Raw genomic sequence first — 25,501 nt, 5'->3', positions numbered from 1 at the left:
AATACAATTCAAAGGTTATAATTGAATGGTAAGGGTAGTACCTTGATGCAATTGACTGGTTACGTTGATAGTTCCGGAATGCAGTTCAATAATTTTTTTAGTAAGAGAAAGTCCGATTCCGTTTCCGTAGGTAAAGCTTTTATTTTTTCCTCTGTAAAAAGGGGTGAAAATTTTGGTGATATCTTCCGTTGGAATTCCAATTCCACGGTCTGAAAATTTCAGTTGAAGTTTTGAATTATTAGTTGAAATGGATATATGGCACAGATGATCTTCGGAAAACTTACATCCGTTTTCAATAAGATTGATAAAGGCTACTTTTAACAAATATTCGTTGCCCATTAGTACTGTTTCACTATCGAGAATGAAATCATCTTCAAAAGATAATTTTGTTTGATAGGCAGCATTTGCTTGTTGTATTTGACTGCAGGCATCTATAAGGATTTCATCGATCCTTGTTGGCTTAAATGTTATTTTAGAGGGATCATAACTGGCTTTTGCCAGATCAAGCAAATTATTAGATAATTTGGTGATTTTTTTAGCATCTGATAAGGCGTTTTTCAAAATCCTTTGATATTCTTCCGTTGTTTTTTGATGATGTAAAGAAAGTTCCAGTTCAGCAATAATGGCTGCTAATGGGGTTCGTAATTCATGGGAAATATTGGAAACAAAATGTTTTTGCGTTTCAAAAGAATTTTCCAATCGATTCAGCATTTGATTAAATGTAATTGCCAATTCGGAAAGCTCATCCTTTTCAGGTTTGGTTTTCAATCTAACCATTAAATGATTGGCTGATATTTTTTTCATTTCCGTGGTTAGATTTTTAATTGGTTGGAATACTTTTTTGGAAAAATAAAATCCGACAAGGATGATAAAAAGTATGGAAAATATAAAGATAATACATGAATTTCTTAATAAGGACTTGAGTTCATTGTATCCGTATTGGTCATAGGCAGCCGCAGTAATTATGTATTTGTTATTATTATAGGAATAGATAAGTCCTATTACTTGCCAGTCGCCCTGATGAAATTTGATCTCTCCTTTGGAATAAATTTCATGAATCATGTCAGGAGTTTCTTTCACAAAATCAATATCTACCGCATCATGATAAAGAAGATGAAATTCTTTATCGTATACAGCTACTTCAACTTCTTGAATTGTTTGATAATTGTTATGATAAATTTGTTGAAGAGTTTGTGAGGGTACTTTCGCTTTAAAATAGAGATTTGCTTTGGTTATGGCTTCTTTTTTTAATAAAGAATAAAATTCTTTGTCCCTGTTTTGTTTGGCTGAAATATAAATAATAGTGGCAAATATCAGCAATATGGATGCTGTAATCAAAGAAAACAATAGGGTGATCTGAGTTCGAATTTTCATGTATCGGATTTTAATATAAATCCCATACCGGAGCGAGTATGAATAAGTTTTTTTTCAAAATCTTTATCTACTTTTTTTCGTAAATAGTTAATATACACATCTATAAAATTAGTTCCCGTATCAAAATGAGTATTCCAGACTTTTTCGGCAATTTCCGTTCTAGAAATAATTCTGCCTTGATTTTGCAATAAAAATTCCAGGAGTTTAAATTCTTTTAGGGTAAGATTTAATTCTTTATTGCTTCTTTTCACAATTTTCGTCTGCAAATTCATTTCCAGATCACAAAATTTTAAGATAAATCCTAATTTATTTTTGGATGATCTTTTTAACAGAGCTTTTATTCTTGCTGTCAACTCTCTCATTTCAAAAGGCTTGACTAGATAATCGTCTGCTCCGGCATCAAAACCGTCAATTTTATCGTCGGTAGTTCCCAATGCGGTTAACATGATAATGGGAAGTTCCGGTTTTAACATTCTTATTTCTTTACAAAGAGCTATTCCATTAATTTCAGGCAATATAATATCCGTGATTATCAGGTCAAAATCATGGCTTAGAAACAAATTTTTTGCCGATAAACCGTCATAAGCTAAGGTTACAGTAAATCCTTGTTCCTCAAGACCCTTTTTTATCAGTTCCGAAACTCTTAAATCATCTTCAACTAAAAGAATATTCATAATTGCAAATGTACCTTTTCTTTTTATATTAGATAAGGAATTATTGGCTTAGTAATGTTCTCTATAAAGAAAAGTAGTCTCTTGTTTAGCTTTTATAAATATTTAATTCATTCCTTTTTAAAACAAGAATAAAAGTGAGATATTAAGATTCTTAGGCTAAATTAGGTTTAAGCCAATATTGTGCATCTTCTAGTTTTATTTCTTTACGTTTAGCATAATCTTTAACTTGTTCTTGCGTAATTTTCCCTAATCCGAAATAGTTAGATTGTGGATTGGCAAAATAATATCCCGAAATTGAAGAAGCCGGATACATTGCAAGACTCTCAGTCAATTGTACTCCAATACGATCCGTAACATCCAACAATTCCCAAATAGTAAGCTTTTCCAAATGATCCGGACAAGCAGGATAACCGGGAGCGGGACGTATGCCTTGATATTTTTCTTTAATTAGTGATTGTTTGTCCAACATTTCATCGGGAGCATATCCCCAAATGTCTTTCCTTACCTTGTGATGCATGTATTCAGCCAAGGCTTCCACAAATCTATCCGAAACAGCTTTTATCATAATAGCCGAATAATCGTCATGGTTTGTTTCATAATGTTTAGCCAAGGCTTCTGCTCCAAAAATAGAAACAGCGAAACATCCTATATAGTCATGTAAATTTTCTTTGTTTTTAGGTAATATAAAGTCGGATAGGGCTAAATTCGGTTTGCCTTCGGACTTTACAGATTGCTGCCGTAAGGTTCGAAATGTATGGATTAGTTTATTGTCATTCGAGTAAATTTCAATGTCATCTTGTTCATTTGAATTGGCTTTAAATAATCCAATTACGGCTTTGGGTTGCAATAGTTTTTCAGCAATTACTTTTTCAATCATTTGTAACGCATCGAGATATAATTTTGTGGCTTCTTCTCCGGTTACTTCATCTGAAAGCAAATCTGGATATTTTCCTGTCAGTTGCCAAGTTCTGAAAAAGGGTTGCCAATCGATATATTCCGTTAAATCTTCCAGGAGTATGGAGCAAAAAACTTGTACACCTAGCTGTTTGGGTTTACAGGGAATGTATTGATTCCAATCAATAGTTAGTTTATTTTTACGAGCTTGTTCTAGCGTAAGATATTCTTTTTCAGTACTTCTGTTTAAATAGCCTTCTCTTAAATGGGCATATTCTTCTGATATTTTTTTCTTAAAATCCTCGCTTTGTGAAGAGAGTAAAGAAGATGCAACGGTAACCGATTTAGAGGCATCTAAGACATGAACAACCGTATGACTGTATTTAGGAGCAATTTTTAAGGCGGTATGGATTTTTGAGGTAGTAGCCCCTCCAATCATGACCGGAAATGAAAGGTTTCTTCTTTCGAGTTCTTCAACCACATGAATCATTTCATCTAAAGAAGGAGTAATTAAACCGCTAAGTCCAATCAAATCCACCTTCTCACGAATGGCGGTTTCGATAATTGTTTCTTTAGGAACCATAACTCCTAAATCTATAATTTCATAGTTATTACAAGCCAATACGACTCCGACTATATTTTTACCGATATCATGAACATCACCTTTAACGGTAGCCATTAGTATTTTACCGTTAGATTGAGATTCTCCGTTTTTTTCGGCTTCAATGAAAGGTTGTAAATATGCAACGGCCTTTTTCATTACTCGAGCAGTTTTAACCACTTGAGGAAGAAACATTTTACCTGCTCCAAATAACTCGCCAACCGTATTCATTCCATCCATTAAAGGACCTTCAATTACATCCAAAGGTTTATTGGCTTGTAAACGGGCTTCTTCAACATCTTGTTCAATGTAGTCTGCATTGCCCTTTATCAAAGCAAATTCCAATCTTTTTTCAATCGGCCACGACCTCCATTCTTCTATTTTTTGCTCTTTTGTATCCTTATTTTCAACAATAGTTTCTGCATATTCTATAAGCCTTTCGGTAGCCTCTTCATCTCTATCAAATAAGACGTCTTCAATTTTTTTAAGCAATTGCGGTTCAATCTCTTGATATATGGCCAGTTGGGTGGGATTGACAATTCCCATATCCAATCCGTATTGGATGGCATGATATAGAAATGCTGCATTAATCGATTCCCGAACTTTATTATTTCCTCTAAACGAAAAGGATACATTACTCACTCCTCCCGAAACGAAACACCCCGGAAGATTTTCTTTCACCCATTGAGTTCCTTCAAAAAAATCAAGCGCATTTCTTCGGTGTTCTTTCATTCCGGTACCTACCGGAAAAATATTGAGGTCGAAGATGATATCAGAAGGGTTAATGTTTAATTGATGCACCAAAATATCATAGGAGCGTTGGGATATAATTTTTCGTTTTTCCAAATTATCGGCTTGTCCTTCTTCATCAAATGCCATAACAATCATAGCCGCTCCGTATCGTTTGATGATTTTGGCTTTTTTTATAAATTCTTCTTCTCCTTCTTTAAGGCTGATGGAATTAACTATTCCTTTTCCTTGAATGTTTTTTAATCCGGCTTCAATGACTTCCCAATTTGAAGAATCGATAACGAGAGGAACTCGTGCTATATCGGGTTCAGAAGCAATCAAACGTAAAAAGGTAGTCATAGCTTTCACGCCGTCAATTAAGCCTTCATCCATGCAAATATCAATGATCTGAGCTCCTCCTTCCACTTGATCTCGGGCAATTGAAAGAGCTTCATCGAATTTTTCATTTTTTATCAGATTTAAAAATTTACGCGATCCGGTAACATTGGTCCTTTCACCGATGTTTATAAAATTGCTTCCAGGATAAACAGTAAAAACTTCTAATCCTGATAATTTTAATGTATTCTGCATGGGGTAATTCAAAGAATAAACAAAGTTACGATTTTTGTAACTTATCTTGTTGAATGTTTTATGCTATTCGTTATTACTTATTTTATGAAGAAAACATTGTTTAATTTAATATATGTTATTCTTGTAAATCTTATTTTTATTAAAAAATCAATAAAGTTTCTTTAAGTCCACTGAGTGTAAGTTTCCATAGAAAATTAAAAAATGATTTGTCTTTACTTCTTTCTACTTTTTTAATTTTCGACATTTCTAGGGAGTCTTTTGAATTTTTTATTAGGGCAAGATTTGCTAGAGAAGAAAGGAGTTTTTTTTCTCTTTCGCCATCCTTTTTATATAGGGTGATTTTTAAATTTTTATAATTCATACCGAATGTGCCGTTTCCAACTGTATTATCGCCATTAAAATTAAATGAAACCTTTTGGATATCTCCGTTTGCCGATACATGTAAATACGGTTTTATAAATGGGTTCAATTTTTCGGCAGGAAGTCCGTATAAATTTCCTTTAACGGTAAAATTATCCGATTTATTTAATGTATTAAATTTCCAACTGGCAGATAGTTTTCCGGATTTCATGAAAGTACTTTTAAAATCTATGACTACATCGGGTAAATGAGAAACATTATATCCACCGGAAATATTTTTAATTTTTGCATTGATATTGGTAAAGAAAATTTTTCCAATATTGTTTGTAAGGGATTCTTCTTCATACGTTAAGGAAGAATTATAAAAATGAATTTCATTAATATTTAACTTAAATTTTAATTTTCTAAGTTTTTCGCTGAAAAAAGGTTTGTAAACTGGTTTGTAAACATTGTCAGGAATGTCGTATTGATGGATAGTGGTTTGCATATTTTCAACGATGACTTTAGGAGCAATAAAATCGATTTGTTTATCTAATGGACCCCAATTTATTTTGGGTATTGCAATTTTGGAAAGATTTATCGTATAAGCATCAATACCCTTTTTTTTCATAAAATTCAATTGACTTTTTTGGGGCCGTATATTTATAGTGTTTGCATATAGGGAAGTATGGGTAAGTAACAGATGGTTCATTTGTAACGTATGAGATCCCATATCATAATAAATTTTTTTACCCGTTATATTAAATTTTGAAAAAGAAAAAGGGAAACCGAAGGTATGGATATCGGATGAGTCCTTTACCTTAATATCGTATAGTGAAAGCTTTAAATCTTTTATTGATGTAGTGAGTGTTGTATTGGCTGCGTTATATTGATTGATGGAGGATTTGCCGATTAAAAATGTATCTAATCTAATTTCTGTATCCAGGTCGTAAGTGTTGAAATGTATATTTTTTGATTTGACTTTAACTTTTGGATTTTGAAATACAGAAGCTTTCATTTCATTTATAATCAGAGAAGAAGCTTGTAAACTGAATTTATTGTTATTCAAATCCCAATTTATCCTCGGGAGTAGTATATGATCCATATGGATTTTATAAAGGTTTTTGCTTACTTTTTGTGCTGCAAATTTTTGAGGAGATATAGTTGGAAGAATGTTTAAATTCTTTGCTTCAAATTTATTGTCAGATAAAATCATTTTATCTATTTTGAAATTATAATATTTAAATCCCGTATAAAATATATGGTTTGCTTCCAATTGAAAATTTGAGTAGGAGAAAGGAATATATTTTTTTGTATTAGTAAATATCGTATTGATATTTATATCATGAATCGAATAATTAATGTTTCCCATTTCCAATAATGAGTTATTAGCCGGATTGAAATATTGTATATGTGAATTAGCTATGATGAAATTTTTTATCTCAAGAACATCGTCGAATAAATAGGTAAATTTGCCTGCATTGTTTTTAGCTGATTTAGTTTCATAAGGTTGTTTTATAATTAAAAAATTATCATATAATTTTAAACGTTCCAGGGTGATTTTATCATTAACTTTGTTGATTATTTTTAGAATTTCGATATTTACATTATTGCTTGTTAAATGATTATTGAAATTTAATTTCGATTTAAGTATTTGGATGGTATCAATACTCAAATTAAAAGGGATTATTCGGTCTATATGTTCCGTAATGTTTTTAGGTTTTGAATTTGAATTTTTTTCAATGATTGCGATATGAGTGGAATCAACTTCAATTTTAGAGGTTTTAAGATAAAAGTAACCGTTTTTATCATATCCCCAATCTAAATTTTTGACCTTTGCGGTCGGGACCTCTATAGAAAGTAAGGTTTTTTGAAAATAATTTCCGGTTTTAAAATTCTCTTCGGATATATTCGGATATAAAAGTATTTGATTGGTTTCAAGAAATCCGTTGGTAAACTTAAACTTTTTTAATTGTAAATGATGAATTTCATCGAGCTGATAAAATATATCTGACACATCCAATTTTACTTTATCGTAAGTAAGCGGTATACGTTTTTCATTATCCACCATATCCCATAATACCCCGGAAAGATGAAGGTTTAGATTTCGTAAAGAAGCTTTTTTAGCTCCGTCTGCCTTGTCGTAAAGAGCTAAATTTCCTTTATTAATTTCAAATTTTCCAATTTGAATTGAATTTCCAAGTTTGTACCTTACTAAATCATTTTTGTGATTTAATGAATCCGCATATTGTTTACAAACAATATCCGGTTGGTCAATTTCGATGAGATCTGCCGCTAAATCTTTGAACAGTAAAAATCGTATAAATTTTACCCCGTGTATTACTATTTTCTTTACTTTGATGGTATAAATGCCCTTTTTATTGGACTTGGGAGCAATATTGATATCACTTATGTTCATTTTTCCCCGGAGGAGCGAATAAGTAACATCAGAATAATTAAAATTATATGGTGTATCATTTCTTTTAGAAATGAAATCAGGTAAACTGTTTTTAATCCAACTATTAATTCCAAAGTTAAGTACAACTCCCAGAATAAAGAGAAAAATTAATCCTAATGAAATTTTTTTCCATTTCATACAATTGGATTCTTTTTTATCAAATATATATAAAAAATAAATCCAAGAATAATAAAATAAAAATAAAAGTGAATTATTGGGTTGTAAAAGTAAATGATAAGAGAATTTTAATTTTGAAAAGATTTAAATCCTAGATAATATTTTATCCAAGATTACTATCTTTAACCCATTAATAATTAAAAAGATGATCTATGAAAAAAATTTTATTAGTTTTATGGGTAAGTGTTCTTACTTTACAAAATCTTAATGCGCAAAATCCAAAAACACTTTGGGAGAAAAAATTAGATGAGGGAAATCTTTGTTATCCTGGCATTAATGATATGGCCAAAACCCGATCTAGGGGAGTTGCTCTAATTGGAGATTGTTCTTTAGCATTAGGGGTATTATCTAAAATATTTTTTCTAAACCCAAACGGTGAATTAATCAAGGAAAATTTCTTAGATACTGATTTAAATGGTGGAATTAGAATAGCTAATAAGATAATTCCCAATTCTGACGGTTATGTTATATTTGGTATAGATGAAAAGAAATTTTCAGATAAATCAAAAAATAAATTGGATAATTTATGGATGATGAAGACCGATTGCAATGGTGGTGTAATAGAAACAAAAATTATTTGGAGCATGAAATCTTTTGATAAGAATAATAGTAGATATGAAACGATTAAAATTCTATCTGTTATAACAATTAGTGACGGCTACTTACTTACAGCAAAAACATATGATAAAAACAATCAATTTGTTGAAGTTGTTTACAAACTCGATAAGAATGGTCAAGTTTTATGGGAAGTTAATTTTGATGAAAAGTTAAGTTTTGAAAATCTTGAGGTTCTAAAAGAAACTGTTCATAACGAGTACTGTATAATAGGGTATATTAAAGAAAGTTATAGATCATCCAATAAAAATTTTTATGTCAAGTTAGACAAGGAAGGAAAGATTTTGACTCAACATGAAATAGTTGAGTTGGGTGATTTTAAAATGAAACCCATCACAAATAAAAAAAATAAGCTCTTATTTTCAGTTAAAAATGAAGAAAATAAATTTATGGTAGTTGAGCTAAATGAAGATGGAAAAGTGATATCTAAGATTATCTATGATAAGGTTATGGAAAATGATTCCACTTGGATGGAAACTGATGATGATTGCTATCTTATTGGAGGAAATGAATTTGTTAAAATAAATAAAAAAGGAGAAATCTTATGGAAAGAAAAAGTAAATAACAATTACAGTTATAATAATCTATTTAATTTAGGAAATAATGAATTTATAGCTTTTAATAATTTTAATATTTTAAAACTTAAGGATCAGCAGCCATTCTTAGGAATAGATGATGTTACTGAAAAAAGAGAGAACGTATTTTTATATCCTAATCCGGTTGACAGTTATTTATATATAAATGTTCCAAAAGGAGAAAAAATCAAAAGAATATTGGTAACCGATATTAGTGGGAAAAAGGTGGTTGAACACAATACATATCAGGATAAATTAGATGTTTCAATGTGTCTGCCTGGTGTATACTTTTTAAAAATTGAAACCGAATCTAAAGTATATGTTCAAAAAATACTTAAAAAGTAAAAAATTATTTTTTATTTAATAATTCACCAAATAATAGAAACAATGAAAAATATAATTATACTACTAAGCATACTATTTTTTACAACTATATATGCGCAAAACCCTAAGATTAATACCTTAACTACTTTTGAAGGTCCGAGTCAAGTAAAAACTATTATAAAGAATACGAAAGGCAATTATGTGCTATTAGAAAATATATGGTGTTTTGAGCCTGAATTTGGAAATGTTTATTCCATAATAATAAATGAATTAAATGATGAAGGCAAGGTTATATGGTCAAGAAATTTAGAAAAAGTAAATTCAGATGAAAAAGGTATTTTTTTAATAGAGAATGATAAAGGGTATTCAATTTTTACAGAGGATGGTCAATTGATCAAAATTGATAATTCAGGAATTATTTATTTTAGAAAGAAAACAGGTTTTATGATGCCTCGAAATATATTGGCATCAAATAAAGGAGGTTTTTTTATTTCAAACACTTTTAATAAAGAGGATATATGGATATCAAAGCTAAATTCACAAGGTGAAATAGAATGGGAAATAACTAAAGATCAGTATAAGGCAGTATATGTTTCAATCAGACAAAAATCTGTAAACGGAAATTATTTGGCGTTAGTAAAAAAGAAAGATAAATCAGATGTTTCAAATTTCTATATAATGGAATTTACTGATTATGGTGAAATAATATCAGAAAAACAAATACCTAATCATATCATTTATCAATCTAATAAAAATCTAGGTTTTTATCAAGACAGGTCCGGTAATTATTTAGTTTCCAGTACAGAAGATACTTCTGATCATGAAGTCAAATATGATTTTAGTTCAGAAGATATCAGATTAGTGAAATTAGATAAAGATTTTAATGTAATATTTAATAAATTATATGGTTATGCAATAGGTAATGACTTTTATTCAACCTATTTAGGAAAAATTATTGAATCGGAAGAAGGAGGATATCTTTTTAGCTGTAGGGAAACATTTAATACAACAACTTATTTTGAAAGTAGTATATTTAAGATTGATGAGAATGGAAATTTACAATGGTATGAATCTTTTAATCTTAATAAGGCTACTTTTATCGGATCTTTAATTCCAATGGGTAAAAATACCTATATGGTTTCTGTCTACTCAGAGTTTAATCCAATGGATTATTTTTCAGAATCAAAAATTTTTAAAATTACAGATAATTTAAATTCTAACTTTAATCCGTTGTTGTGTCCGGCAGAAGATTAAAGATTAAAAAATGTGATTTAAAATTTTATTAATTATAAAACTAGATTATTTGAAAAATAATCTAGTTTTTTTATGAAATATAAAAAATAAATTTATTACTCTAAACAACATAGTTTCCATTTGTTTATAGTCGGATAATACTTTTTTAAAATAAATATTAAAATCCCGTAGAGTATTTTATCCAAGATTACTACTTTTATGCACTAAAAAATAAAAGTAATTTATGAAAAAAATTTTACTAGTTCTATGGGCAAGTGTTCTTACCTTGCAAGAAAGCAATGCGCAAAGTGCAGAGGTACTTTGGGATAAAGAAATTGGTTCTTTAGTCGAGGATTTTAACAAGCTATCTAATGGTGGATTTGCATTAGCTACTTTTAAAGAGGAAAATTTTTTGGATAACAAGGTTTATTCACATTCAAAATTAATTTTAACGGATTCTCTAGGGAAAAATCTAAAAGAAACCTATTTAGGTAAGGATATCTATGGAGGAAATAGATATGTTTATAAAATAATAGCAAAACAGGATGGTTATACAATTTTTGGACTGGATAGAAATCACTATTCGGATATAGAGGAAAATGATAGAAGTGGTGTATGGATGATGGATGCAGATTGTAATGGTACTGAAATCTCTTCAAAAGTAGTCAGGCCGATTAATTGGGAAAATAATTCATGTGGGTTGGATAAATGCTTAATAGAGATAAATTTTCTTCAACCTGTTGAAGATGGTTATATAATAAATGTAATAGACTATTCTGATTATTATAATATTGGTGATAATAGTGTACTTTTTAAAATTGATAAATTAGGGCAATTAAAGTGGAAAAATGAATTAAAATTTATAGAAGCTCTATGCATGAGAGAAACCATAGATAATGAATATATCTTTATAGCAAAATTCTGTGATCATAACAGGTCTTGTAAAAATTATTTATTAAAATTAAATAAAGAAGGTGATATACTCATTAAAAAAGAAATTTTGGATTTAAATGAAATTAGTTATATCACTAATAAAAACAAAAAATTTTTATTTTCATATTTTAACGAGAATAATAAACTTCAGATAGTTGAACTAAATGATGAAGGGGAAATTATATTTAAAAGTCACTATGATGAGATTAGTAATCAAAATTGCAAATTAATTGAAACTGAAGATACTAACTTTTTTGTATTATTAAGTAATGAACTTATTAAAATTAATAAGAAAGGGAATATCCTATGGCGGCAAGATATAAATATAAAATGTGGAAATTATCAAATTTCTAATTTGGGAAATAATGAATATTTAATTTTCGGAGGATATAGTGGATTGAATAAAAATAATGGTTTTGTTATTAAAATAAAAGATAATCAGACTTATCTGGGAATTGAGGATCAGGATAAAAAAAATGAATCGATATATTTATACCCCAACCCGGTTGAAACCTATTTATATATAAAAACACCCGATAATCAAATAGTTAAAAAAATAATTATAACAGATATTACCGGGAAAATACTAATAGAAAGAAGAGAGATGCAAGATAAAATAAATATGTCAATGTATGCTCCGGGTATATATGTTATCAAAATTGAAACCGAAAACAGTCATTATATACAAAAAGTATTAAAAAGGTAGATAATATAATTTGAAAATATAAAATGAAAAATATAATTATAATAATAAGTATTTTATTTATAACTAATTTATCGGCGCAATTTCCAACATTAGTAGAAAAAAATTCTTTTGAAAATTTTGAAATATCCTCACTAATAAAAACTAAAAATGGAAGTTTTGTTTTAACAGGTTTCTTTTGTCCAATATTGGAAGTAAATGAGGAAAAAGGTGAAGAAATTAATTACAAGAATCGATTATGGAGTGCAGAATTAGATCAAAACGGGAAAACTATATGGTCAAAAATTTTAACCGATGGAATAAAAGATAGTATAATTGGAAAATACATAGCAGAAGGAAATTCGGGCTTCTTAATATTAACAAAAAATTTAGGTAATAATCAACATCAGTTAGTTAAAATTAATAATTCTGGTGATATATTATGGAAGAGAAATGTAGGAAAATCTTCAAAATTAATATCAGCTAATAAAGGAGGTTATATTCTATTAGGAAAATATAATAAAGAAAATAATTGGATATATAAATTAAATGAAAATGGAGAAGAGCAATGGAAAATATCAATGTCCCAATTTAATAACCAAAAGATGGTGGATGTTATAAACACAATAGATTACCAATATATTGTATTAGCCTATGACATTAATGAAATAGGTGAAAAAAAATGGAATCTGGTTAAGTTTAATGATGAAGGTAAAATAACTTGGAAAAAAAAATTAGTAAGTAATATTTTTGCAAATTCTGATTATAAATTAGGCAATTTTATTCAAGATAAATTAGGAAATTATATAATAGCGACTACGGAAAAATATGTAATACATTCTGATATAAGAATAACAAAAGTAAATGAAAAAGGTGCAATTTTATACAGTAAACTGTATGGGTTTGATATAGGTAAAGATAAGCCAATTAATGAAATTGCTTATGGAATTATCGAAGCGGAAAATGGTGGATATATCTTTGGGGGCAGAATTTATAAATTTGCAACTTCCGTGGGTAGAGATGTTTTATGCTTATTTAGAATTGATGAAAATGGAAATTTTTTATGGTTTGATAGTTATAGGAAATTTAAATATAATAATATCATTTCTTTTCAAACTTTAAATGATAATAAATATATTATAGGATTAACTTCAAATTGGGATGATGAGAGAAATAAAAATTATACTTTCATATTATCTTTAACAGATAATTTTGATGCTAAAAACGATCCAATGCTTTGTCCATTAGTCGAATAATTATTTAATCGGCATTTGATAGTCTAAAAAAATTAAAACATATGTAAACTAGATTATTTTTTGAATAATCTAGTTTTTTTTGTGAAATATAAGAAATACATTTGCAGCAAATTTTGCACTAAAAATGAGGGCAGCAAGGTATATATTATTACGCTTACCAAGAAAGTCAAAAGCACTGGTTGGAAAATATGGAAAAGGATCCTTTTTTAAAGGATCATTGAGCGCAATTATTTCATCCATGACCTATGGATTAATTCCTTTATTTAGCATTCCTTTAATGAAAAAAGGATTGAATTTTGATACTGTTTTGTTTTATCGATTTTTATTAGCATGTATTGCTGTCGCAATACTGATGAAAATAAAAAAAGTACATTTTTCAGTTTCCTTGAAAGAATTTAAAGCATTAACAGTTCTAAGTTTACTTTGCAATACTTGTTCACTCTTTTTCTTTCTATCCTATACGTATTTAGGAGGAGGAGTAACCACTACCGTCCATTTTTTATATCCTGTTTTTGTAACCATCATTATGGGAATCTTTTTTCGTGAAAAAATTTCCGTTAAGGGTTTTATATCAATACTATTGGCTGTTGTTGGTGTTGCCCTTTTATCTTTGGGAGAAGGAATAGGTCACATCAATTTTAAAGGAATTGTATTTGCTCTTTCAGCAGCAATATTTTATGCATTTTTTCTGGTATTATCCGTTAAATCAACTGTAAAAGATATGCCGGTGCTTAGATATACCTTTTATATTCAAGTTATTGGCGTGGTTTATCTTCTAATATTCTGTTTATTGACCGGTTCTTTTCAATGGTTTCCGGTAAAAGATACCTCAAGTGTTCTAAATATAACATTATTAGCTTTAATTCCCACCATAGTATCAATTATAACTTTAGTTGAGGCGGTTAGAAGAATAGGATCTACTCTTACCTCAGTTTTAGGCGCATTTGAGCCCATTACCGCTGTTATTATAGGAGTAGTTGTGTTTTCAGAACCCTTTTCCTCAATGATGTTAGTTGGTATTCTCCTCATAATAATGGGTGTTTTTGGGATTATAGTATCCCAAAAAAAGTAATTATATGATTTAATTTATTCTTACTATATTAAACAATACAAATAGCAAGCATCAATTTTATTTAGCACTTGTCTGTTAAATTTAATAAAAAATCTATTTTCTGTAATCATCATATAAAAGAATCCAATCGGAATGTTTAAAATAATTCCAGCTTACATCTGCTAAATCAATTTTTGGGTCAATAAACCTCTTATAGGGATGAGCATTCACGGATATTTGAGTATCGGCATAAATTTCTACATCTTTATGACGCAATTTGAAATCCTCTTTTACATATTGAGCCGCTTGCCATATAAAGTCAGGGTAACAATTGATTCTAAGTATTTGTTTATCAGTAAATATATCCTGCATACGAAAGGGTAGAATTTTTTTAGTTTTTTTATCAATAACAGTAAAATGTGTTGACCCATTACGCTGTCTCAGCATCATTCTCCAACTTAACCGATGCCCCTCTTCAGTCCAAAATACATTTCCTTTAATGAAATAATGACGTATAGGTAAAATCAGTTGAATAGTGAAATAAATTACTATAAGAAAATACACGGTTTTTTTATTAGAGTAATTATATTTATTTTCTTCAAAAGAAAGATTTGGACGCTTTTTGAAAAATATTTTACGGATGATTTCCGGAGGATAGAAAAAAACGGTAAAGCTTAAGGCAAAATAGGGAAAAATTCCTACGTTTAGAATAAACGAATTAGCAAGATGAAAAATTAAACAGGCAATTAAGGCTAATGTCCGGGTTTTTTTCCAAAGCATTAAAGGAACAACCAATCCGTCAAATAGAATTCCAAGATAAGCTATAGAAATATAAAACCATTTTTGGGTAAAAAATTGGCCGATCAAAGGGATATTAGTTTTATTGGAATATAATAAACGCGTAAAGGTTCCATCTAACCAATCAGGATAAAGTTTAGCAATACACGCAAAAAAATATAAAATGGATATTTGAAATAATAAAACGAATGAGCACCATTGAGGCATGGTCAATGACCTTATATTTTTGTTTCTTCTTGAGTCCAAAGAATAATAAGCATTCGCAGGTAAAAAGAGCATAATAATACATATTAGAATTAAAAAATAATAATGATTATTATAGGCAGTTTTTTGCATTAAATATTGAGCCGTCCACAATATAGTAAAGCATAAAAGACTTAAACGATATCTATAACCTATCATAACCAAAAGTCCCAATATACCTAAACAAATAAAATAAACATACATACCATATCCCGGTAGAGGGTGGAGCCAACTAAAACCAATAAACGGGAAAAAGACTTTAGGAGTAATTAAATTGATATTTACCCAACCTGTTAAAATTGCCCCCCAAGTTTCCGTCAATAGCAAAAATCCAAATAGTATACGGAATACAATCAATGGCGAATTATCTATTTCGCGAAATAAACTTTGTCTTGATAGTACCATGCTATATTTATTTGTTATATAATAAAGGTAGTAAATAAAAAGTAATTCAAAATAAATGAATTCGAGTAAATTTAATAATGATATAATTCCTATTGCTAAATGGATTCTTAAAATAAGAAAAAGATATTTAGTATTAATTACCTTAGAATTTCCAAATATTGATGATCAAGTAAGGCCACTTATACAAAGAAATCGTTTAACTGTTACCAATGATGACTTGTTAAGAAATTTAATTTTGATTATATCTTATTATAATGCATATGATTTATTACAATTGAGCACAGCATTAAACTTTTTAAAAATTTAAAGCGGCCATACAATGACCGCTTTATTTGTTTTCACAGCATAGAAAGAATATCTATCTGTGAATGCTCAAAATTATAATTATAAGATAAAATAAATATTAATGCAAATATAGTAAATTTATTTTAATATGCTATTATAAATATTTATTTATATATTTAATTATTATAATTAATAGAATAAATCAATATATTTATTTAAATATTTTATGGTTAAACTACGTTAAACAAAGGGTTAAACAATAATTATAAATTATAAATATATTTCATAAAATTTTAATTATTAATCATAATGATATAAAATAATAAAATTTAAATTTTAACTTTAAGATTGTTTGTCTTTTAAAAAAGTATGATTAACAATCAAGGTTGTTCTTGGTTATATGTAAGAGATAGTAGGGCTATAGAATGATGAATATTTGATAACGATGATATCTATAATAATAAAAAGGAATAAATTGAATACAGTAAAAACAACTGAAAATTAGTTCTTTTTGTGTTTTTTCAGTTGTACGAGTTTTTTTCTAAAAATTTGTACATCCTTATATTCAATTTTTAAAGTCAGGTATAAGAAAATAAAAAATAAAATATTACCAACCCCAATTCTCACGGCCATGCGATTGCTGCAATAATAGGCAATAAAGCTTAACAATGAACTTCCGCCTATATAAAAAATCAGTTTTCGGTAATTGTAGGGTATAGGATACTCTTTTTGTCCCCAAAAATAGGATATAAGCATCATGGTTAAGTATGATACAAAAGTTGCAATTGCACACGCCCAATAGCCAAGATCTGTATATTTCAATCCAATAAAATTTAAAACAACAGTTATGAATGCGCCAATTCCTGATATAATAGCACCATAATGAGTATTGTCTGATAATTTATACCATATGGATAAATTGAGATATATTCCCAGAAACGTAGACCCTATTAATAAAACAGGTACAACCTGGAAGCCGCTCCAGTAGTCGGTGTTTCTAATATAAAGACGACCGATCCAATCTAAGTTGGCTACTAAAAATAATAAAATGAAGGCACTAAATATAGCATAATACTTCATTAAAGTAGCATACGTTTTTCCTGAATTTTTGTCGTCAGCGTGAGAAAAAAAGAAAGGCTCAACACCCAACAGGTAAGCAGTCTTAAACAACGTTATAAAAGTAGCAATTTTGTATACAGCGCTGTAAATACCCATTTGAACTTCGGCAATGCCTTCCGGAAGGAGATATTTAATAAATTGTCGATCCATGGTTTCATTAATAATTCCGGCTAGACCGGCAATGGTAATTGGCCATGCATATTTTAACATCTTTTTCCATAAAGAAAATTCAAAAGCATATTTACCATCAAGCATCGTGGGAATTAAAGCAAAGAATGTAATAATACTTGCAAATAAGTTTGCAGCAAAAGCATAGCCTATTCCGTAATTAAAATTGTAAATCTTACTAAAAAAACCAGCACCAATTCCATCATTTTCAATTTGTTTAGGAATCCAAAATATTAATATAATTGTGGAAAAGAACATGGTAACTGAATTCAGTATTTTTAAAGAAGCAAAATATAAGGATCTGTTTTGAATTCTGAGTTTTGCAAAGGGAACGGCTGAAATAGCATCGGCAGCAAGAATAAATAGAAACCATACCAAAAAAATTACCTCATCAGGATGTTTAAATGCTGAGGCTAACGGGTGTCTGGCAAGTATGCCAAACACTAAGAATAAAAGAGAAACAATGCAAACAGATGTGAATGAAGTAAAATAAACTGCATTTTGTCTTTTTTCGTGGTCTTTAAATTTTTGAAAAAAACGAAAGAAAGTAGTTTCCATTCCATGGGTTAGTAAAACAGAAAGTATCCCCGCAGCTGAGTAAAAATCAGCATATATTGAATATTTAGACGGACCAAAAGCTCGTACTAACATTGGAGTAAGTATAAATGGAAATACCCGGACTAAAACATTGCTTAATCCATATACTAATGTCTGACTAAATAACTTCTTATACAATGAGTTCTTTTTAGATAATTTCTGTTTCGGTTACGATAAATGTTATAATATAATTTTTAATTTTATATTATTGACAAATTTAATAAATTTGATTAGGTTTACAGGTGTCAATTTTTAAATAGGGTAAAAGCTTAATGAAATTTATAATGAACTAATAGAGAAGTTTATAAGATTATTAAGCTTGTAAATGATATTGCACTGATCTATATAAATATAATTATCTAAATAGCTACTAGACAAGCTAAAATTACAAATGAAAAAAATATATTTTCTTCACGGATATCAAACTTCAGGAAAAAAATTCAATTGCTTACAAAATTTTTATCGCAATAGTAAAGAATTTAGTCTTATATATTGGGAATGGGATGAATTTATGGATATTCCCAAATTTTTAGAAGAAAAAGGAAAAATTTTCGAAGAGGATAAAGGGGATAAAATTATTATGGCAGACAGTATGGGGGCAAATCTTGCTTGGAATTTTGTAAATTTCTTTAAAGATATTCATTATGTTATGACCAATCCTGTTTTTTCTTCGGAACAAATCAAAGATCAAAAACGCATACCTCCCGAAATGAAAGAAAAAATATTTTCTGCTACTTCTGAAAATATTTTAAACAAAAATATACACCTTATTATCTCTAAAAATGATGAAGTTCTTTATCCGGAATATTATAAAAAAGTATTTGGTGAATTTTTAAAGGTGTTGGAATTGGATGATATACATGCCATTTCTCATATGGATGAGTATATGCCTTTGATTCATCAAGTAATTTGTGAGGCATTTACAAGATTCAAACAGTAAAAATTAATATTTATACTAGCTTTATAGAATTTTATTAAAAATAAATATTTGCATTATCGTTCAATAAAGATTTTGTTTAATATTAATATTTATCAAAATTAGTATACTATCTTAATTGAAAATACACATATAAATGTTAATGTCTTTTATAAAAGTATACATACGATTAATTAATCATACTTATGAAGTAGTTAACAAAAGATAATTATTTAAAATCTATAAAAGATCTCTATAAGTCTTGTAAATCTTTAATCTTAATTACTAAAAATTACTGAAACGATTTACACACTACATTATGGTTTATATAGATATGTGTTTTAAAATTATTTCTTAATAGAATTCATAGAGCTATATTATTAATTAAGAACAACACTTTAAAATTATAAAAAACAATACCCGGCTATACAATAGTTTACATTTTGTATAGTTAAAAATTAGCAAAATAAAATTTTAAGAATGTATTATAATACATTCTGAATAAACAAGATATTAAAATTTTATGATTCTTATAGCAATGAAATTTGAAATGGTAAGAACTTAAAAATTAATATCAGTTAGTTTTTAATTAAATTTAATTAAGCATGTACCGCAAGAATAGCCGCCTCCAAAAACGGAAAGACATACAAGATCACCTTCTTTAAAAATATCATAATTCTGAGCAAAAACCAAAGGGGCACTTGCACACCCTGTATTGCCTAATTCTTCTACATTTGTAAGCGATTTATTTTCAGCTAATCCTAATTCATGACAAACATTATTTAAAATTCTTTTATTTGCTTGATGACCGATAAAATAAGTTAGATCAGATATCGTATAACCATTTTTCTTGATTATAGCATCTGTTAACTTTGTTAAATATATACACGCTTGAGTAAATACATCTTTACCATAAGGCATATGCAAACCATTTTTAGGCTCCATAGTAACCGCTTTAGGTCCATAGCCTATATTACCAAGACCAAGTGTATTAATATCTAAAACTTCAGCTTCATTTGGACGCATAGGTTCTGAGGAAAAAAATAGAGCAACGGCAGCATCCCCCCATAAATGTCCGGATTGAATGTCTTTGTCATCTGAATAGCTGGAGTTTCTATCAGCACTTATTAATAATGCTTTTGAAGATATTTTGCTTTTAAAAAAAGAATTAATAATTTCCATACCATTGATGGCAGAAGAACAAGCAGAAGATACATAAAAAGCTTTGGCATTGTTGATGTTAAACTCTTTTTGAATAATATGAGCTGTAGTACCCACCGTATCATTGGGTGTATAAGAAGCAAATACAATTAAATCTACTTCGCTAATGTCGTAAGGCAAATTTTTAACAGCATCTTCAACGGCTTTAATGCTCATGTAGTCTATAGTTTCTTCTTCTGAAGCTCTGGCTCGGGTCAAAATCCCGGTCCTCTTAAAATACCAATCTTCGGATAAATCATTAAGTTTTGCAAAATAACTATTAGTAACTCTCTTAGTAGGTATATAACATCCTTTAGAATTTATAAACATTTTAAAATATTTAATTATTAAAATTTTTGCAAATATAGTCTTCTAATAAGTTATTTTTTAATTTATTTAGCTGAGTTTTATTAAAAGAACGCATATATTAACATATTATTAAGGGTAATTTAACATCAAATTTTATGCCATTGCTAATTATTTGTAAAATTAATTTAAAAAAAATGATTATAATTTAACTAATTGGCTAAATTTATATTTATAATGTATTTTTTGTTTTTAAGAAAATATTGAATCATCTGCGAATATTTTTTTTAATAATTAGATTAAATTATCTTTATAATTGCGAAAAAATATAGGTTTATATCCTATATATATTCAGAAAAATTATTATAATTGTAGCCTAAAATACCTAATAATAGTATAATTATTTGTGAGTCAATACCTAACTACAAATTTTAACATATAAATGAAATATTTAGACTTGTTTAATTATTTAAAGAAAATTGAAAATTATACAGCGGATGAAATTGAAATAGACGAGAATTTGGTTATTAGAAACTTTTCATTTAAATCAAATTATCGATTTATACTTCCAGGTGGTTTAGGTAATAATGATGATTATGAGTTCTTAAGTAATCCAATTAACGATCTTGATCCGGATGTCATACAAAAGATGCTTAATAAAAAAGACGCAGATATATCCGAGAATATTGAATTTCGTTATCATATAATAATGCCTAAAAAAGAAAAAAAGGCAAAAGAAATAATTATTCTATTTCATGGGTTTAATGAAAAGTATTGGAGTAAGTATTTACCCTGGGCAACCTATTTAGCAGAAAAAACCGGAAAAGCTATTGTTTTATTTCCAATGGCATTTCATATGAATAGGGCTCCCTTGTTGTGGAGTAATTCCAGAGAAATGTATCGGGTAAGTGAGGAACGAAAAAAAAGAATTCCCATACTTATATGTTCCAGCCTTTCAAATGTAGCAATAAGTACACGTATAAATAATAAACCTCAAAGGTTTATTTGGTCGGGTTTACAATCCTATTATGATGTTATAGATTTTGTTGAAGATATTAAAGAAGATCTACATCCGGCAATTGATAAAGATGCTAAAATTGACTTTTTTGCTTATTCCATTGGTGCTTTTTTAGCTGAAGTTTTAAAAATGAGCAACAGAAATGGTTATTTTTCAGATACCAAATGTGCCATTTTTTGTGGAGGTGCCGTATTTAACCGATTAACACCCGTCTCCAAATTTATTTTGGATAGTGAAGCCGGAGTTGGGTTATATTCCTTTATTGTTGAACATATGGAAAGTCATATGAAAAGAGACGAGATTCTTCGACACTATATGTATACTGAACCGGAGGGGCCTAATTTCAGGAGTATGCTTTGTTATAAAAACCTAATTAAAGAAAGGGAAGAAACATTTAGAAAAATCAGTGATCAATTTTATGTAATTACTTTGGCTAAAGATGAAGTGATCCCCTTCTACGAAATTATGAATACATTACAAGGAACGGCAAGAGATATTCCGGTAAAAATTGAATTAATGGATTATCCATACACCTATATTCACGAAGATCCATTTCCTTGTGGAAAAGAAATCTCAGATGAAGTTAATGAATGTTTTACCTATACATTTGATAAAATTTGTAATTTCTTAATGGAAAAATAAATTATTGTTCTACCATCTATTTAAAAATATCCTATTTACTTGGTATAAAAAATACAAACTATTTCAAATTTAGTAGTAGTTTATCCGGGTTTAGCTTGATGTATACTGAATTAGAATTAGAATTTTTTATATTAAATCATATAATACTTAAAAAAAACACAATATATTCTGCAAATTGGAATCAATAGATGGTAAGTTTTTAAAATTTTCTTACTAAATATAATAGGTATACAGAGTATATTTAAAAATTCATCGATTTTAAATAACCAATAATAGTCTATTGATTTATAATTACGCATGTTTGTTCTTTATAAATTTTAATTGCACAAATTATTTTATAGTTCTTATTTAAATATTTAACGTTTTAGCTATCAAGAAGTAAAGGGTAAAATTTTTACGAACCTAATTATTAATTTATAATTTTTATATAAGAATTTTAAGAAATCTTCAAAATTTTAGGTATAAAAGGCTAATTAATTGTAAAAAATTTTATAATTTTAAAAAATACAATTAATAATAATACTATAACTACTAAAATTTGATTATGAGCAAGCCTAACTATTTGATTATTTTCTTATTATTTATTTACACACTTAATGCGCAAGTAGGAATTGGAAATGAATTTCCGGATCCCCAAACGATGTTAGATATCTCTTCCCCTAAAAATAACAAGGGAATTTTAATACCAAGACTAAGTCAGAAACAAAGAGATTCTATTGAAACCGCTGTTAGCAAAAATGGTTTGTTGATATTTAATACTACTGAAAACTGCTTTAATTATTGGAATAAGATCGAAGCGAGATGGATAAGTATTTGCGGTAATAAGTTAAATGCTGATTTCAGCATAGATTGTTCCACTATTAAAGTATTAGGGAATTATGTTAATGATGAAGCTCTTACCTCGGAAAATAAAATCGCTGTAACGGTACATGTTACTAAACCGGGGCCCTATACAATTAATGCTGTTTCTTCTCCGGATAACAGGTATTTTTTTTCAAAATCAGGAGAATTTCTTTCCATAGGAACTTACACAATTGAAATTCCGGGATATGGTACTCCTATAGATTTTACTCCTGAAAATAATTCAGGAGATGAATTTATTTTAACAACTCAGGAAATAAATGAAGGTAATTCATGTAAATTTAATGTCATTGTAAAACAGCGGGTAATGAAATCGGCATATAGTTTAGATTGTTCTTCTATATCCGTAAAGGGAACTTATACAAGTGGATCACAATTATCTCCAAAAAATTATATTGAAGCAACCATAAGTTTTAATCGGATTAACATTGGAGCTCCATTATCTTTATATACAAATATTGTCGATGGTATTGGTTTTAAGACCGAAAATTTAACATTAGAAGGAGATGAACAGCAGAACAATAATAATATAATAACACAAAAGGTAAAGCTGCAAGGATATGGAATTCCGGAAGGTTATTCACCCAAAGAGTTAACTATATATTCTAACAGTGAATTATCAACCACATGTTCAGCATCGGTACCCATGACTTATTATTATGATTATGTGAAATTATATGCTACCGGTGCGGGAGTTTATAATGCTTTGTCAACAGGTCCATATGGTGGTAATTTATCTTTAATGGTAAATAGTTCCGAAAATTTTGGACCTTCACCCAACAGTATAGTTAAATTTAAAGGATGGATTGATAATAAAAATATATTAGATTATCCCAAAGAAACAGAGTTAGAAGATTTGTTGCTGGGGGATAATCCACCGGATATAGTTATTACCGGGCAAACATCTGAAATCACGCCCAAAACAGCTTCAATTTTTGTAGAGTATCTTAAAAGAAAAGGGATTATGCTTCTTTTTATGGAAGATCAAGGTCGTGTAGAACGTTTTTTTAAAGCCTTATATCCTGATTTACCAATCAAAGGCTCATTGTATCTTGATCAAAAAGGAAATGGTATTGTATGGGATTTTACAGATGCGGATAGTCCTGTTTTAAATGGTCCTTTTGGAGACATACGAGGAAAAAAATGGGGAGACGATGCTAGTCAAACAGTGGTTTTAGAATCATTGCCTATAGAAGATCTTGAAATATTTTCAGGAACTGAAGATGGAAGAATTTCTGCATTTAAACATAAAAAATATAATTTAATCTTTGTTGGAGATGGGGGATTTAATTCGTCACTTACTAATTATCCCAATAAAATGAATGGAAATGATGCAAGTTCTTATAAATATCCTATGTTAATAGATAAAGTTACAATTAACGATAATACATATCCTTATTATCCTATTCCCAAGCCTAATTATGGAAATGTTAATATAGGGGGACCTATTCATACTATATATAATTCAATCTTTACCGCAAATGCTATTGCTTGGGCTATAGAAAAAGCTCAAACCAACGGGATTAATTCTCATTCAAAAGAATAAATCGTTTGAAACTATGTAAAACATTATAGTTTTTTAAGTTTCTGTTTGATTAACTAAAAATAATGTTTTTAGTAAAAGGTTAATGAATTATTGTATTAGTTTTATGTATTTAAGCTTATTAAAAAATTAAAATTTAGAAAGAAATTCTGATTTAAAAGAAAATAAATATAATTCATAAATTAGATAATTACTCTTTAGGGTGCTTTTACTTTTAATTCTAAGTTTACAATTTCAACAATTTTAAGAGTATTTTTTAATCACATCTGATGTCTCAATAGATGTTCACTAATAATCGTGCGATAATGTGTGATATCAATAATTTTAACATATATTAGATCAATATTTATATTTATTTATTGATAAATTACACTTGATAATAATAATTAATTATTTATTTATTCAGTTAATTAAAAATAATTATAATTACACATTTTATTTTATTTGTACTTTTGAGTAAGTTTATAAGTTAAATTAAGCTGTTAGCTTTCTTTTTGTTATCTGAATTCTACCAAATTTAGATAAATATGTATTAAGTAGAAACGATGGCAAATATAACAGGGGAAAATACTTGTTCATTTATTTAAGGTTATGTCAGATTACAATTAAGAGACTACAAACTTACAGCTTATTTTTAATAAAAAATTTGACTTTTGAGTTTGAAGTCATTAAATGATTATAACCATGAAAAAATTATTAATTATCACATCTTTTACTTTAACAGCTGTGAGCTTTCTAGCTTCATTTACAAATTCAGAAAAGGTATCACAAGAAAGAAATTGCCAGTACGGACAATGTATTAAAATAAAAAAAGACGGGTACCAATGCCGAAATTGTGCACAACAAGGAAGCTATTATTGTTGGTCACACCGTTAAGATATTTACATTGGAAAA

16 protein-coding genes are annotated in these 25,501 nt (G+C 28.5%); 9 read left to right on the top strand and 7 right to left on the bottom strand.

Annotated elements, in window-relative coordinates; genetic code table 11:
• Positions 1–15: 15 nt before the first annotated feature.
• The 4 genes from C4S75_RS01915 to C4S75_RS01900 all read right to left on the bottom strand — a co-directional run bounded on the left by C4S75_RS01915 (position 16) and on the right by C4S75_RS01900 (position 7,798).
• Positions 16–1,374, bottom strand: a complete 1,359-nt coding sequence (locus C4S75_RS01915) for a HAMP domain-containing sensor histidine kinase (RefSeq protein ID WP_105296640.1) — start codon at positions 1,372–1,374, stop codon at positions 16–18.
• Positions 1,371–2,048: a response regulator transcription factor gene (locus C4S75_RS01910; RefSeq protein ID WP_105296639.1), complete on the bottom strand. Its 678-nt coding sequence runs from the start codon at positions 2,046–2,048 to the stop codon at positions 1,371–1,373. The genes C4S75_RS01915 and C4S75_RS01910 overlap by 4 nt, the downstream gene beginning before the upstream one ends.
• Positions 2,049–2,199: 151 nt before the next feature.
• Positions 2,200–4,863: a methionine synthase gene (gene metH, locus C4S75_RS01905; RefSeq protein WP_105296638.1), complete on the bottom strand. Its 2,664-nt coding sequence runs from the start codon at positions 4,861–4,863 to the stop codon at positions 2,200–2,202.
• A gap of 139 nt (positions 4,864–5,002) precedes the next feature.
• Complete coding sequence (locus C4S75_RS01900; protein ID WP_105296637.1) at positions 5,003–7,798, bottom strand: hypothetical protein; 2,796 nt, start codon at positions 7,796–7,798, stop codon at positions 5,003–5,005.
• Between the two features lie 191 nt (positions 7,799–7,989).
• Between C4S75_RS01900 and C4S75_RS01895 the strand changes: the two genes are divergently transcribed.
• The 5 genes from C4S75_RS01895 (at position 7,990) to C4S75_RS01875 (ending at position 14,527) form a co-directional block, all read left to right on the top strand.
• The gene (locus C4S75_RS01895; RefSeq protein WP_105296636.1) at positions 7,990–9,372 is read left to right on the top strand and encodes a T9SS type A sorting domain-containing protein; all 1,383 of its coding nucleotides are present in this window, start codon (positions 7,990–7,992) and stop codon (positions 9,370–9,372) included.
• Between the two features lie 42 nt (positions 9,373–9,414).
• The gene (locus C4S75_RS01890) at positions 9,415–10,605 is read left to right on the top strand and encodes a hypothetical protein (RefSeq protein WP_105296635.1); all 1,191 of its coding nucleotides are present in this window, start codon (positions 9,415–9,417) and stop codon (positions 10,603–10,605) included.
• 223 nt (positions 10,606–10,828) lie between these two features.
• Entirely contained in the window at positions 10,829–12,223 is a 1,395-nt protein-coding gene (locus tag C4S75_RS01885; protein WP_105296634.1) for a T9SS type A sorting domain-containing protein, read from the top strand.
• Positions 12,224–12,246: 23 nt separating this feature from the next.
• Positions 12,247–13,455, top strand: coding sequence for a hypothetical protein (locus C4S75_RS01880; RefSeq protein ID WP_105296633.1), 1,209 nt, complete (start codon positions 12,247–12,249; stop codon positions 13,453–13,455).
• Between the two features lie 124 nt (positions 13,456–13,579).
• On the top strand, positions 13,580–14,527 hold the full coding sequence (locus C4S75_RS01875) for a DMT family transporter (RefSeq protein ID WP_105296632.1): 948 nt from the start codon (positions 13,580–13,582) through the stop codon (positions 14,525–14,527).
• A 93-nt stretch (positions 14,528–14,620) separates the two neighbouring features.
• Here C4S75_RS01875 and C4S75_RS01870 read toward each other — a convergent pair whose 3' ends face one another.
• Complete coding sequence (locus C4S75_RS01870) at positions 14,621–15,952, bottom strand: HTTM domain-containing protein (protein WP_105296631.1); 1,332 nt, start codon at positions 15,950–15,952, stop codon at positions 14,621–14,623.
• A gap of 55 nt (positions 15,953–16,007) precedes the next feature.
• Between C4S75_RS01870 and C4S75_RS01865 the strand changes: the two genes are divergently transcribed.
• Positions 16,008–16,259 (top strand): hypothetical protein, encoded by a 252-nt coding sequence (locus tag C4S75_RS01865; RefSeq protein WP_105296630.1) that lies wholly within the window; start codon positions 16,008–16,010, stop codon positions 16,257–16,259.
• Between the two features lie 479 nt (positions 16,260–16,738).
• On the opposite strand, the gene C4S75_RS01860 is transcribed toward C4S75_RS01865, so the two are convergent.
• Complete coding sequence (locus tag C4S75_RS01860) at positions 16,739–18,259, bottom strand: lipopolysaccharide biosynthesis protein (RefSeq protein ID WP_105296629.1); 1,521 nt, start codon at positions 18,257–18,259, stop codon at positions 16,739–16,741.
• A 253-nt stretch (positions 18,260–18,512) separates the two neighbouring features.
• Between C4S75_RS01860 and C4S75_RS01855 the strand changes: the two genes are divergently transcribed.
• Complete coding sequence (locus C4S75_RS01855) at positions 18,513–19,061, top strand: hypothetical protein (RefSeq protein ID WP_105296628.1); 549 nt, start codon at positions 18,513–18,515, stop codon at positions 19,059–19,061.
• A 561-nt stretch (positions 19,062–19,622) separates the two neighbouring features.
• On the opposite strand, the gene C4S75_RS01850 is transcribed toward C4S75_RS01855, so the two are convergent.
• A complete protein-coding gene (locus tag C4S75_RS01850; protein ID WP_105296627.1) occupies positions 19,623–20,567 on the bottom strand; it encodes a 3-oxoacyl-ACP synthase III family protein in 945 nt (314 codons plus the stop codon).
• 418 nt (positions 20,568–20,985) lie between these two features.
• Here C4S75_RS01850 and C4S75_RS01845 point away from each other — a divergent pair, with 418 nt between their 5' ends.
• Together C4S75_RS01845 and C4S75_RS01840 are read left to right on the top strand one after the other, a co-directional pair.
• The gene (locus tag C4S75_RS01845) at positions 20,986–22,203 is read left to right on the top strand and encodes a DUF6051 family protein (RefSeq protein WP_105296626.1); all 1,218 of its coding nucleotides are present in this window, start codon (positions 20,986–20,988) and stop codon (positions 22,201–22,203) included.
• A 544-nt stretch (positions 22,204–22,747) separates the two neighbouring features.
• Positions 22,748–24,610, top strand: coding sequence for a hypothetical protein (locus C4S75_RS01840; protein ID WP_105296625.1), 1,863 nt, complete (start codon positions 22,748–22,750; stop codon positions 24,608–24,610).
• Positions 24,611–25,501: the final 891 nt, after the last annotated feature.

The organism is Apibacter sp. wkB309 (genome assembly GCF_002964915.1).
Lineage (GTDB): Bacteria > Bacteroidota > Bacteroidia > Flavobacteriales > Weeksellaceae > Apibacter.
The sequence above is the reverse complement of the archived record's forward strand: the minus strand, read 5'-3'. Positions and strand labels throughout refer to the sequence as shown.